This window comes from Amycolatopsis sp. NPDC049691 (genome assembly GCF_040675005.1).
In the GTDB taxonomy this organism is placed as follows: domain Bacteria; phylum Actinomycetota; class Actinomycetes; order Mycobacteriales; family Pseudonocardiaceae; genus Amycolatopsis.
In genome coordinates this window covers 249325-261388 of sequence record NZ_JBFANX010000012.1, presented here as the reverse complement: position 1 = coordinate 261388, position 12064 = coordinate 249325, and the positions used below count along the sequence as shown (strand labels likewise).

The window sequence follows — 12064 nt, the reverse complement described above, 5'->3', positions numbered from 1 at the left end:
GAGGTTTAACGATGGTGTGGTACCCCTCGAAGGAGGAACCATGCCAACCGCACTCGTCACCGGAGCTTCCGCGGGCCTGGGCCGCGCCCTCGCCGCCGCACTGGTGAGTCGCAAGTGGACGGTCATCGGCGACGGCCGGGACGCCGCCGCGCTTTCGGCCGCCGCCGGGGAGATCGGCTTCACGGCGATCCCCGGCGACGTCGCCGACCCCGGCCACCGCGCGTCACTGGCCGGCGCGTGTCCGTCGCTTGACCTGCTCGTCAACAACGCCAGTTCGCTGGGCGTCAGCCCGTTGCCGCCGCTTTCGCGCTATCCCTTGGCCGAACTGGAAAACGTCTACCGCGTCAACGTTTTCGCGCCGCTGGCTCTGACGCAGCTGCTGCTGCCCGCGTTGACGTCCGCGCGCGGCACGATCATCGACATCAGCTCGGACGCGGCCGTCGAAGCGTACGAGGGCTGGGGCGGCTACGGCTCGGCGAAGGCGGCGCTCGACCAGGTCACGGCCGTGCTGGGGGTGGAGAACCCGGAGCTGGCGGTGTACGCGGTCGATCCGGGTGACCTGCGCACGGCGATGCACCAGCGCGCGTTCCCGGGCGAGGACATCTCGGACCGGCCGCTGCCGTCGTCGGCGGTCCCGGCGTTCCTGCGGCTGCTGGACGAACGCCCGCCGAGCGGCCGCTACCGCGCGGCGGACCTCCTGGTGCCGGCATGAACATCCGGTTCGACCTGCCTGCCGAGCTGTCGGCATCGGCCCCGCCGGAGGCCCGGGGCGTGGCGCGCGACGGCGTCCGCCTGCTGGTCGCGTCGCCCGCGGGAGTCCACCATTCGGTGTTCTCGTCGGTGGGCTCGTTCCTGTCCGCCGGCGACCTGCTGGTGGTGAACACGTCGGGAACGCTGCCGGCGGCGGTGGACGCGGTCCGCGGCGGAGAGCCGATCGCGGTCCACTTCTCGACCCCGCTCGACGACGGCTCGTGGATCATCGAGTTGCGCGCCCCGGACGGCCCGCTGCTGGACGGCCGGGCGGGCGAGGCGGTGTCGCTGCCGGGCGGGGCGGCACTGACGTTGCTGGCCCCGTTCGCGCCGGGTTCCCGCCGGCTGTGGCGAGCGGCGGTGTCGGTGCCGGTCCCGGGCTTTCTGGCGTCGGCCGGTCGGCCGATCCGCTACGGGTACGTGCCGGGTGAGTGGCCGCTCTCGGACTACCAGACGGTGTTCGCCCGAGAGCCGGGAAGCGCGGAGATGCCCTCGGCGGCGCGGCCGTTCACGGCGTCGTTGGTGACGCGGCTGGTCACGGACGGGGTGTTGTTCGCACCGGTGGTGCTGCACACGGGGGTGTCGTCCCCGGAAGCGGGCGAGCCACCCCAGGCGGAGAGGTACCGGGTACCGGCTCCGACGTCGGCGCTGGTGTCGTGGGTCCGCTCGCAGGGCGGCCGGGTGATCGCGGTGGGAACGACGGCGGCCCGGGCGTTGGAGTCGGCTGCCGACGGCGCGGCTTCCGGGTGGACCGACTTGGTGCTGGGCCCGGACCGCCCGGCCAGGGTGGTGGACGGGATCGTGACGGGGCTGCACGCGCCGGACGCGTCGCACCTGTTGCTGCTGGAGGCGGTGGCGGGCCGGGACCTGGTCCAGCGCGCGTATGACGCGGCGGTGGAGCGCCGGTACCTGTGGCACGAGTTCGGCGACGTGTCGTTGTTGTTGCGCCGCTGACTCACCGCGCCCCCACACAAGATCCCGCCCTCCCTGGGGGCCTGCCCGCTTCCAGCGTATCGAGGCGGTCCGACGAAAACCCGGCTGAAGCTCCGGCCCGGGCGTGCTTGTCCACATCACGCCCGGGCTGTGGACAACCCGGCAGCTAGTTCCGAACCTCGGACCGCCGTCGCGCGCGCAGCAACCCCGCGATCGCCACCACCGCGATCCCGAACCCGATCCCGGTCACCACCGAAGCCACCAAACTCGCGGTAGCCGTGGCCAACCCGAACACCCCACCCAGATACACCGGGATGCTCACCGCCACCGGCAGCCAGTTCCGCAACGCGAACGCGCGGTCCGACGCCACCCACAGCACCAGCGTCACCGCCGCCCCGGTCAGCACCGGGATCGCCCACACCACCAGGCTCGTCACCGCGTCCATGCCGAGTGACCGGAACCACTCGAACGTCGCCTGGCCCATTCCGATGAACAGCACGACCAGCGCCACGCGGACGCCGGTGGCTCCCTGGCCCCGTCGGCTCGTCACGTTTCCTCCCGTTTCGGTCGGTCACTCGTACCACGTCCGGGTGACGCGGCGGGTTGCCCGCGCCGGGAAGAAACGTCCAGATGCCGGGAACATCCCCCGGATTCCGGGGATTACCGCATGCTCGTCCGGCACCAAAGAGCGAGGACGGCGACCCATACGGCCCCCGAGCCGCCGATGTCAAGGAATCTCACAAGATTTCCCGGGATGCGGATGGCTATGCGCCTTAGTGGGTGACCGTGCGAACCTCGCCCCGACACCGACCCCGAAAGGCGACGCCGACGTGCGCACCCACCACAGAACCCGCTTCCTGGCCTCGGCGCTGGCCGCCCTGACCGCCGTGGGCGTGCTCGCGGGCTGCTCCCGCGCCGCGGAAACCACCGCCGCTCCGGCCGCCAACCAGGGGACCGCCGCCGAAGTGCGGCTCGGCTTCTTCCCGAACGTCACCCACGCGCCCGCGCTGATCGGCGTCAAGAAGGACTTCTTCAAGAACGAGCTCGGCTCGACCAAGCTCACCACCCAGACCTTCAACGCCGGCCCCGAAGAGGTCAACGCGCTGCTCGGCGGCTCGCTCGACATCGCCTTCATCGGCTCCGGCCCGGCGATCAACGCCTTCACCAAGTCCAAGGGCACCATCCAGCTGGTCTCGGGCGCCGTCTCGGGCGGCGCGCAGCTCGTCGTCAAGCCGGACATCACCAGCGTCGACGGGCTCAAGGGCAAGACCATCGCCACGCCGCAGCTGGCCAACACCCAGGACGTCGCGCTCAAGAAGTTCCTGGCCGGCAAGCAGCTGACCGACCAGGTCAAGATCACCAACCTGGACAACTCGAAGACGCTCGACGCCTTCAAGAAGGGCGAGCTCGACGGCGGCTGGCTGCCGGAGCCGTGGTCGTCGCGGCTGGTGCTCGACGCCGGCGCGAAAGTCCTCGTCGACGAGAAGACCCTGTGGCCGGGCGGCCGCTTCCCGACCACCGTCGTCATCGTGCGCAGCGAGTTCCTGCAGCAGCACCCGGACACCGTCAAGGCGGTCCTGAAGGGCCAGCTGGCCGCGATCGACTGGGCGAAGGCCAACCCGGCGGACGCGAAGACCGTGGTCAACGGCGCGCTCAAGGAGCTGGCCGGCAGTAGCCTGAGCCAGGGCGTCATCGACCGCGCGTTCGCGAACATCGAGCTGACCACCGACCCGATCCCGGCCGAGTTCCCGCAGCTCGCGCAGGACTCGGTGACGGCGGGCGTGGTCAAGTCGGCCGTCGCGCTGAAGGGCTTCGCCGACTTCGGCCCGCTGAACGAGGTGCTCAAGGAGAAGAACCAGCCCGCCGTGAACGCGCCCGAACTCGCCAAGTGATCCCGAGAGGCAGCCAGCGATGACCACGACCCTCCCGACCGGCCGGAGCAGCTTCACCGGCGCGACCGCGGTCCGGCTCGACGGCGTCCGCAAGACGTTCGGCCCGGCCGGCCGGGCGGTCGTCGCGCTCGACGGCGTCGACCTCACCGTCGCGCCCGGCGAGTTCGTCTGCCTCCTCGGCGCGTCCGGCTGCGGCAAGAGCACGCTGCTGAACCTGGTGGCGGGGCTCGACGCGCCGTCGGCGGGGGAGATCACGCTGAACACGTCGCGGCCCGCGGTCATGTTCCAGGAGGCCGCGCTGATGCCGTGGCTGACCGCGGCCCGCAACGTGGAGCTGCCGCTGCGGCTGGCCGGCTTCGGGCGCGCCGAGCGCCGCGAAAAGGCCGCCGAGCTGCTGGAACTCGTCCGGCTGAACGGCGCGGGCGGCAAGCGGCCGCACGAGCTGTCCGGCGGGATGCGGCAGCGCGTCGCGCTGGCCCGCGCGCTGGCCGCGACCCTGCGCGTCGGCGGCGACCCGGAGCAGGCGCTGCTGCTGATGGACGAGCCGTTCGCCGCGCTCGACGCCATCACCCGCGACGTCCTGCAGGGCGAGCTGCTGCGCGTCTACCGCAGCACCGGCACGTCGGTGCTGTTCGTGACCCACGACGTGCGCGAGGCCGTCCGGCTCGGCCAGCGCGTCGTGCTCCTGTCGTCGCGGCCGGGCCGGGTGGTGCGCGAGTGGACGGACGTGCCGCTGGCCGACGCCGAGGAGCTGACCGAGGAAATCACCGGGCACCTGCGAGAGGTGATCAGCACCCATGCCGCAGCTTGACCGGCCCGACGTCACCGGGGACGTCGAGGACCTCGACGCGGTAGGCGCCGGACTGGACTCGCTCGACGCCCCGGTCGGTGACCGCCGTCCGGGGTTCTGGAAACGCTTCGCCTGGGGCTTCCTGCCGCCGGTGCTCGCGCTCGTCCTGCTGGTCGTCGTCTGGCAGGTCCTCTGGGCGGCGGCGTTCTGGTCGGAGGCGCAGCTGCCCGCGCCGATCGCGGTGTGGAACGAGTTCTGGGGCATCGTCGTCGACGGCCAGGTGTTCGGCTTCGTCTGGACGTCGGTCCACCGCGCGGCGCTCGGCTTCGTCGCCGGGGTGCTGATCGGTACGCCGCTGGGCCTGGTGGTGGCGAAGGTCCGCGTGGTCCGGGCGGCGATCGGGCCGCTGCTGACGGGGCTGCAGAGCCTGCCGTCGGTGGCGTGGGTGCCGGCGGCGATTCTGTGGTTCGGCATCAACGACGGCGCGATCTACTTCGTCGTCCTGCTGGGCTCGGTGCCGTCGATCGCGAACGGCCTGGTGTCGGGCATCGACCAGATCCCGCCGATCCTGCCGCGCGTCGGCCAGGTGATGGGCGCGAACCGGCTGTCCTCGGCGCGCCACATCCTGCTGCCGGCGGCGCTGCCGGGGTTCTTGGCGGGGTTGAAGCAGGGCTGGGCGTTCTCGTGGCGCTCGCTGATGGCGGCGGAGCTGATCGCGCTGTCCCCGCAGCTGGGCGTGGGGCTCGGCGCGTACCTCAACCAGGGGTCGTCGCTGAACAGCATCGAGACGGTGATCGCGGCGATCTTCCTGATCCTGCTGGTCGGGATCGGGATCGAGCTGCTGGTGTTCCGGCCGCTGGAACGGGCGGTCCTGCGGGCGCGTGGGTTGACGGCCTCGCTGTAGAAATCTTCGTGCCGGTGACGGCGCTCACGGAACGATGCCCGGCCGGCGTTCGTTGTCGGTACCTACGGCACCGTAACTTACGGTCGCGTAGCCCCGATCCCCCGGAAGGACGCGCATGACCGTCTCCGAGAGCACCGCGCTGATGTACGAGCTCGAGGGGACGGTCGAGGAGAACCTCAACCGTCACCTCGCCGCCGCCCAGGAGTGGATGCCGCACGAATACGTGCCGTGGAGCGAAGGCCGGAACTTCGCCGACCTGGGCGGCGAGGCGTGGGACCCGGAGCAGTCGCGGGTGTCGCCCATCGCGCGGACCGCGCTCGAGGTCAACCTGCTCACCGAGGACAACCTGCCGAGCTACCACCGGGAGATCGAGCGCGCCTTCGGCCGCGACGGCGCCTGGGGCACGTGGGTGCACCGCTGGACGGCCGAGGAGGGCAGGCACGGCATCTGCATCCGCGACTACCTGCTCGTGACGCGGGCGGTCGACCCGGTCGAGCTCGAGCGGATGCGCATGGAGACCATGCAGGCCGGCTACGAGACCGGCGACAAGCCGCTGCTGCGGGTCTGCGCGTACGTGTCGTTCCAGGAGCTGGCGACGCGGCTTTCGCACCGCAACACCGGCCGCTACACGCAGGACCCGCTGGCGGAGAAGCTGCTGACCCGCGTCTCCACGGACGAGAACCTGCACATGGTCTTCTACCGCAACCTGGTGAAGGCGGCGTTCGAGATCGCCCCGGACGCGACGATGCGCGCGATCACCGACGAGGTCCTCGACTTCGCGATGCCCGGCGCGGTCATCCCGAGCTTCGCCCGCAAGGCGGCGCTGATCGCCAAGGCGGGTATCTACGACCTGCGCATCCACCACGACGACGTCGTGCAGCCGCTGCTGCGGTACTGGAAGGTGTTCGACCGGACCGGCTTCGGCCAGGTCGGCGAGACGGCCCGCGAGGAGCTCGCGGCGTTCCTCAAGACGCTGAACACCCAGGCCGCGCGCTTCGAGGAGCGGCGCGACGCCGCGGCTGCCCGAGCCGCCGCCCGAGGTCTCCCGGCGCTCTGACGACGGCGAAGGCCGCCTCGGACGAATCCGAGACGGCCTTCACGTGCGTGGGGAGCCGCGGCCGGCCCGGCAGAAGCTGCCCGAGTCGGCCGCGCCGGGCGCCCTCGGGTGCCCGAAGAGAACGCCGCCGGGCCGTGCGGAAGGCCGCGGCGGAGTCGCCGCGGCCTGGCCGGACAGGACCCGGACGTGCCGAAGGCCGCCCCGGAGAATCCGAGGCGGCCTTCGCGAACCCTCTGGCTCAGCGCCCGCTACGCCGCGACCCCGCCCGGGTGCCGGACGAGAACGCCGCCGCACCGCCGGAGCGCCTCGGCGCCCCACCGGAAGCGGCCGGAGCACCCGAGCGACGCGAGCCACCCGAAGCCTGACCACCGGACCGCCGTGCCCCGCCCGAAGCGGCCGGAGTGCCGGAGCGACGCGAGCCCTCCGAAACAGCCGGAGCGCCGGAGCGACGCGGGCCCTCCGAAGCAGCCGGAGCGCCGGAACGCCGTGTCCCGCCCGAAGCAGCCGGAGCGCCGGAGCGCTGCGAACCCGAAGCGCCACCGGAACGGCCGGAGCGGGGCTGCTCCTCGCGTCGCGCCCGGGCCTGCTGCCCGCCGCGGTTCTCCTTCGGCGCGCCACCCCGGCGGCCGCGGCCCGCACCCGGCGCCGCGCCCGAAGCCGTCACCTTCTTCGGCCGGTTGTCCACCGCCGGTGCCTTCGAAAACGTCCGCTCGCCCGGTGCCAGCTCCGCCAGCAAGGGGTGACCCGGCCCGAGCTGGGTGGTGGTCGGCTTGATGCCCGCCTTGCGCGTGAGGTCCCGCACGTCGCGGACCTGCGCGTCCGTCATCAGCGTCACCACCGTGCCCGACGCCCCCGCGCGCGCCGTGCGGCCCGAGCGGTGCAGGTACGCCTTGTGCTCCACCGGCGGGTCCGCGTGGATGACCAGCCGGACGTCGTCGACGTGGATGCCGCGCGCCGCGATGTCCGTCGCGACCAGCGTCTTCGCGGTGCCGGAAGAGAATGCCTCGAGGTTGCGCGTCCGCGCGTTCTGACCCAGGTTGCCGTGCAGCTCCACCGCCGGCACGCCCGACGCCACGAGCTTGCGCGTCAGCGCCTTCGCGCGGCTCTTCGTCCGCGTGAACACGAGCGTGCGTCCGGGCGCCGCCGTCAGGTCGACCAGCACCGGCAGCCGGTGGGTCTCCTCGAGGTGCAGGACGTGGTGCTCCATCGTCGCCACCGGCGACTGCGCCGAGTCGACGCTGTGCAGCACCGGGTCGTCCATGAACCGCTTGACCAGCACGTCCACGCCGTTGTCCAGCGTCGCCGAGAACAGCAGCCGCTGCCCGCGCGACGGCGTTGCGTCCATGATCCGCCGCACCTCGGGCAGGAAGCCCAGGTCGGCCATGTGGTCGGCCTCGTCCAGCACGGTGATTTCGACGGCGTCGAGCTTCACGTGCCCGGAGCGCATGTGGTCGGCGAGCCGGCCGGGGCAGGCGACGACGATGTCGACGCCGTCACGCAGCTTCGTGATCTGCGGGTTCGCGCTGACGCCGCCGAAGATGGTGGTCGTCTTCAGGCCCAGCGGCTTGGCCAGCGGCAGGATCGACGCCTCGATCTGCGTCGCCAGCTCGCGGGTCGGCGCCAGGATCAGCGCGCGGGGACGGCCGGGCTTGCGCCGCGTCGGGCCCGCGGCGAGGCGGGTCAGCACGGGCAGCACGAAGCCGTACGTCTTGCCGGAGCCGGTGCGGCCGCGCCCCAGCACGTCACGCCCGGCGAGGGTGTGCGGCAGGGTCGCCGCCTGGATGGGGAAGGGCTCGGTGACGCCCTGGGTGGCCAGCGCGGCCACGAGAGGAGTCGGCAGGCCCAGTTCGGCGAAAGTGCTCATAAGTACGTGCGGGCGCGCGAAACGCCCTGATCTCCATTACCTGAGAAGGGTTGTCCTGCCCGGCGCAGACCGGTCAACGGCCGCGGCGCGTGGTAGTCGACAACAGCAGCGGGCCGAGGCAGAACTGAGCGGCCCGCATGATCAGTGTACCGAACGAGGGTGACGTACCCCTAGTGAGATTGCCCGCACCTAGGGGGCTTGCTAAGTTACCGGTCGGTAATCGAGGAGGACGACCATGCTGCTGAACCCGCGCGAGTACGACCCGGCGCACTTCGACGCCGAGACGCGGCGCCTGCTGCGCGCCACCATCGACTGGTTCGAGCAGCGCGGCAAGGCGAAGCTGACCGAGGACTACCACAACCGCACCTTCTACGCGGACTTCCTCGAGTTCGCGGGCAAGGAAGGCCTGTTCTCGACGTTCCTGACCCCGGCCGCGAACGCCGACGGCAACCCCGACAAGCGCTGGGACACCAGCCGCATCGCCGCGCTGTCGGAAATCCTCGGGTTCTACGGCCTGAATTACTGGTACCCGTGGCAGGTCACGATCCTCGGCCTCGGCCCGGTGTGGCAGAGCGGCAACGCGAAAGCACGCGAGCGCGCGGCGGCCGCCCTCGACGCCGGCGGCGTCGGCGCGTTCGGACTGTCCGAAAAGGACCACGGCGCCGACATCTACTCGTCCGACATGGTGCTCACCAAGGACGGTGACGGCTACCGCGCGACCGGTTCCAAGTACTACATCGGCAACGGCAACTGCGCGCGCACGGTGTCGGTGTTCGGCCGCATCGACGGCGTCGAAGGTCCGGACCAGTACGTCTTCTTCTACGCCGACTCCGAGCACCCGAACTACCACGTCGTGAAGAACGTGGTGCCGTCGCAGATGTACGTCGCGGAGTTCCGGCTCGAGGACTACCCGGTGCGCGCCGAGGACATCCTGCACGTCGGCGCCGAAGCCTTCAGCGCCGCGCTGAACACCGTCAACATCGGCAAGTTCAACCTCTGCTTCGGCGGCATCGGCATGGCGACGCACTCGCTGTACGAGGCCATCACGCACGCGCACAACCGCGTCCTGTACGGCAAGCCCGTCACGGACTTCCCGCACGTGCGCCGCGAGTTCGTCGAGGCCTACGCGCGGCTGACGGCGATGAAGCTGTTCTCCGATCGCGCCGTCGACTACTTCCGCAGCGCGAACGCCGAAGACCGCCGCTACCTGCTGTTCAACCCGATCACCAAGATGAAGGTGACGACCGAGGCGCAGAAGGTGATCGGCCTGGTCGCCGACGTCGTCGCGGCCAAGGGTTTCGAGGCCGACACCTACCTCGCGATGTCCAAGAACGACATCGACGGCCTCCCGAAGCTCGAAGGCACGGTGGCGGTGAACCTCGCGCTGATCGCGAAGTTCATGCCCGCGTACCTGTTCGCGCCGCAGGAGTACGCGCCGGTCGGCACGCGCACCGACGCCGCGGACGACGAGTTCCTCTTCCGCCAGGGCCCCGCGCGCGGCCTGTCGAAGATCCGGTTCCACGACTGGAAGACCGCCTACGCCGAAGCCGCGCACATCCCCAACGTCGCGCTGTTCACCGAGCAGGCGGGCTACCTGGTCAAGCTGCTCACCGAGGCGGCGCCGGACGAGGCCCAGCAGGCCGACCTCGACTTCGGGCTCGCGCTGACCGAGCTGTTCACGCTCATCGTGTACGGCCAGCTGGTCCTGGAGCAGGCGCGGATCACCGGCCTGGACGAGGAGGTCGTCGACCAGATCTTCGCGGTGCTCGTCCAGGACTTCAGCGCGGCGGCGGTGGACCTCAACGGCAAGGCGAGCTCGACCGACGCCCAGCAGGCGATCGCGCTGGCCGCGCTGCGCAAGCCGGTGGTGGACGCCGAGCGCTTCGAGAACGTCTGGGCGCGCGTCCGCGCGCTTTCCGGGGTCTACGCGATGAACCCGTAAGCCGATCGACACCCGGTCGTCCGATTGGCAAGATCACGAGCGTGAACCGAGAGCGGGCGGCGGAACTCATCTGGGACGCGTGGCAGACCGGGAAACGCCTCGACGGCCTGCCGGACGACGCCCGCCCGCGCGACGCCGCCGAAGGCATGGCCGCCCAGACCGCGCTCGCCGAGCTGGCCGGGCCGGTGTCCGGCTGGAAGATCGCCGCGACGACCGCGTACGCGCGGCAGTACCTCGACGTCCCCGGCCCGCTGCCTGGCGTGATGTTCGAGCGGTTTCGCCACGCCGAGGGCGAGCCCGTGCCCGCCGACACCATGACCATGGGCGTCGCCGAACCTGAGTTCGCCTTCCGGCTCAAGGCCGACCCGGGGCCGTCGCCGTCGCTGACCGCGGTGCTCGACGCCGTCGACACGATGTTCCTCGCGCTCGAACTGCCGGACAGCCGCTACACCGACCACCAGCACGCGGGCGGCCCGCAGCTGCTGGCCGACGTCGCCTGCGCGGGCCGGTTCGTCGAAGGACGGCCGGTGCCGGGCTGGCGCGACCTCGACCTGCCGCGGCGGGGCGTCGTCCTGCATGCCGACGGCGCGGAGTTCTCGCGCGGCAGCGGGAGCCTGGTGCTCGGCGACCCGCGGCTGGCGCTGCACTGGCTGGCGATGGAGCTGAGCCGCCACGGCCGGTCCCTGCGCCCGGGCGACGTCGTGACGACCGGGACGGCGACCCCGCCGTGCCCGATCCACGCCGGCGGCCACGTCGTCGCTGACTTCGGCGCGCTGGGCAGCGTCGAGGCGCGGTTCGCCGGGGGAGGGTAATTCGGCGGCCGGAGGGCTATCGTCGGCGCGTGGGCGAGCGCGGCAGGCCACGGCACCCGGACCGGCTGACCCCCGCCGAGTGGCGGGTGGTCGACGCGGTCCGCCACGGCCTGTCCAACGCCGAGATCGCGCGGCGGCGCGGCACCAGCCGGGACGCGGTCAAGTTCCACGTGGGCAACGCCGTCCGCAAGCTCGGCCTGGCCGGGCGGGCCGAGCTGCGCGCGTGGCGCGGCGCCCCGGCGGACAGCGCGCTCGGCCGGGTTTCCGAGGAGGAACCGATGCTGGGACCGATCGGGCAGGTTTCGCGGACGGTCACCGACCTCGAGCGCGCGAAGGCGTTCTACGGCGACGTCCTGGGCCTGCCGCACCTCTACACGTTCGGCGACTTGGCGTTCTTCGACTGCGACGGCCTCCGGTTGTTCCTGACCGCCGGCGAGCCGAAGGGCACCGAATCGGTGCTCTACTTCCGCGTCCCGGACATCGACGCGGCCTACGACGCGCTGCGGGCGAAGGGCGTCGAGTTCCTCGGCGCGCCGCACCTGATCTTCCGGCACGAGTCCGGGGTGGAGGAGTGGATGGCGTTCTTCACCGACCCCGACGGCCACGTCACCGCGATCATGAGCCAGGTCTCGCTAGGGTGATCGGGTGCTGACGTTCCGTGCCGGGTTCCTGGTGCTCGCCGCGGTCGTCCTGCTGCTCGACGCGGGGTTCTGGTGGTTCGCGCACGCCCAGCACCGGACGACCGCACGGATCGGCTTCCTGGTGGCGTTCGTGCTGCTGCTGGCGCTGCTGGCGGCGGCCGCGGGCGTGGTGCGGTGGGAGATCGCGGCCCCACTGGCGGCGGCGTCGACATCAGGCTTGTTCTTCGTCGGCGCGGCGGCGATCTTCAGCGTCGGCCTGGGATTCCTGCTGACGGCGGTGGTCGAGGCGGCGCTGGTGCGCAGGCTGGTGCTCGACGCGTCCCCGGCAGGCTGGCGCGGCGGGACGTGGCTGATCAGCGGGTCGGCGGCGGTGGTGCCGGCGGTGTTGTTCGCCGTGGGGCTCTTCGCGCTCCGCTGATTCCGGGTGGGACTTGTTCGGCGAACTCGTCTGGCAGTGGCATGGGAAGGCCCGCACAACC

Annotated in this window: 12 protein-coding genes; 10 read left to right on the top strand and 2 right to left on the bottom strand. The window is 71.7% G+C overall.

What is annotated here, in order from left to right; translation table 11 throughout:
- Positions 1–40: 40 nt before the first annotated feature.
- Positions 41–712, top strand: coding sequence for an SDR family NAD(P)-dependent oxidoreductase (locus tag AB0J40_RS27230; protein ID WP_364457770.1), 672 nt, complete (start codon positions 41–43; stop codon positions 710–712).
- Complete coding sequence (locus AB0J40_RS27225) at positions 709–1704, top strand: S-adenosylmethionine:tRNA ribosyltransferase-isomerase (RefSeq protein ID WP_364457768.1); 996 nt, start codon at positions 709–711, stop codon at positions 1702–1704. Before AB0J40_RS27230 ends, AB0J40_RS27225 begins: the two co-directional genes overlap by 4 nt.
- Positions 1705–1849: 145 nt before the next feature.
- On the opposite strand, the gene AB0J40_RS27220 is transcribed toward AB0J40_RS27225, so the two are convergent.
- Entirely contained in the window at positions 1850–2233 is a 384-nt protein-coding gene (locus tag AB0J40_RS27220; RefSeq protein WP_364457766.1) for a hypothetical protein, read from the bottom strand.
- Between the two features lie 280 nt (positions 2234–2513).
- On the opposite strand from AB0J40_RS27220, the gene AB0J40_RS27215 reads away from it, so the two are divergent.
- The 4 genes from AB0J40_RS27215 to AB0J40_RS27200 all read left to right on the top strand — a co-directional run bounded on the left by AB0J40_RS27215 (position 2514) and on the right by AB0J40_RS27200 (position 6326).
- Positions 2514–3575 carry an ABC transporter substrate-binding protein gene (locus AB0J40_RS27215; RefSeq protein ID WP_364457764.1) on the top strand — a complete coding sequence of 354 codons (1062 nt, stop codon included), beginning with the start codon at positions 2514–2516 and terminating at the stop codon, positions 3573–3575.
- Between the two features lie 19 nt (positions 3576–3594).
- Positions 3595–4386, top strand: coding sequence for an ABC transporter ATP-binding protein (locus AB0J40_RS27210; protein WP_364457762.1), 792 nt, complete (start codon positions 3595–3597; stop codon positions 4384–4386).
- Positions 4373–5269: an ABC transporter permease gene (locus AB0J40_RS27205; protein WP_364457760.1), complete on the top strand. Its 897-nt coding sequence runs from the start codon at positions 4373–4375 to the stop codon at positions 5267–5269. Before AB0J40_RS27210 ends, AB0J40_RS27205 begins: the two co-directional genes overlap by 14 nt.
- 115 nt (positions 5270–5384) lie before the next feature.
- Positions 5385–6326: an acyl-ACP desaturase gene (locus tag AB0J40_RS27200; RefSeq protein WP_364457758.1), complete on the top strand. Its 942-nt coding sequence runs from the start codon at positions 5385–5387 to the stop codon at positions 6324–6326.
- 238 nt (positions 6327–6564) lie between these two features.
- Here AB0J40_RS27200 and AB0J40_RS27195 read toward each other — a convergent pair whose 3' ends face one another.
- Positions 6565–8190 carry a DEAD/DEAH box helicase gene (locus AB0J40_RS27195; RefSeq protein WP_364457756.1) on the bottom strand — a complete coding sequence of 542 codons (1626 nt, stop codon included), beginning with the start codon at positions 8188–8190 and terminating at the stop codon, positions 6565–6567.
- A 235-nt stretch (positions 8191–8425) separates the two neighbouring features.
- On the opposite strand from AB0J40_RS27195, the gene AB0J40_RS27190 reads away from it, so the two are divergent.
- Genes AB0J40_RS27190 through AB0J40_RS27175 form a run of 4 tightly spaced genes read left to right on the top strand, consistent with a single transcriptional unit; the run spans position 8426 to position 12003 of the window.
- The gene (locus tag AB0J40_RS27190) at positions 8426–10132 is read left to right on the top strand and encodes an acyl-CoA dehydrogenase (RefSeq protein WP_364457754.1); all 1707 of its coding nucleotides are present in this window, start codon (positions 8426–8428) and stop codon (positions 10130–10132) included.
- A 41-nt stretch (positions 10133–10173) separates the two neighbouring features.
- A complete protein-coding gene (locus tag AB0J40_RS27185; RefSeq protein ID WP_364457752.1) occupies positions 10174–10944 on the top strand; it encodes a fumarylacetoacetate hydrolase family protein in 771 nt (256 codons plus the stop codon).
- 29 nt (positions 10945–10973) lie between these two features.
- On the top strand, positions 10974–11585 hold the full coding sequence (locus AB0J40_RS27180) for a VOC family protein (RefSeq protein WP_364457750.1): 612 nt from the start codon (positions 10974–10976) through the stop codon (positions 11583–11585).
- A gap of 4 nt (positions 11586–11589) precedes the next feature.
- The gene (locus AB0J40_RS27175; RefSeq protein WP_364457749.1) at positions 11590–12003 is read left to right on the top strand and encodes a hypothetical protein; all 414 of its coding nucleotides are present in this window, start codon (positions 11590–11592) and stop codon (positions 12001–12003) included.
- The last annotated feature ends 61 nt before the right edge of the window (positions 12004–12064 follow it).

Coding starts and splice junctions, on each gene's coding strand:
- AB0J40_RS27230 (WP_364457770.1), top strand. CDS start 41: ATGCCAACCGCACTCGTCACCGGAGCTTCCGCGGGCCTGGGCCGCGCC.
- AB0J40_RS27225 (WP_364457768.1), top strand. CDS start 709: ATGAACATCCGGTTCGACCTGCCTGCCGAGCTGTCGGCATCGGCCCCG.
- AB0J40_RS27210 (WP_364457762.1), top strand. CDS start 3,595: ATGACCACGACCCTCCCGACCGGCCGGAGCAGCTTCACCGGCGCGACC.
- AB0J40_RS27205 (WP_364457760.1), top strand. CDS start 4,373: ATGCCGCAGCTTGACCGGCCCGACGTCACCGGGGACGTCGAGGACCTC.
- AB0J40_RS27200 (WP_364457758.1), top strand. CDS start 5,385: ATGACCGTCTCCGAGAGCACCGCGCTGATGTACGAGCTCGAGGGGACG.
- AB0J40_RS27195 (WP_364457756.1), bottom strand. CDS start 8,190: ATGAGCACTTTCGCCGAACTGGGCCTGCCGACTCCTCTCGTGGCCGCG.
- AB0J40_RS27190 (WP_364457754.1), top strand. CDS start 8,426: ATGCTGCTGAACCCGCGCGAGTACGACCCGGCGCACTTCGACGCCGAG.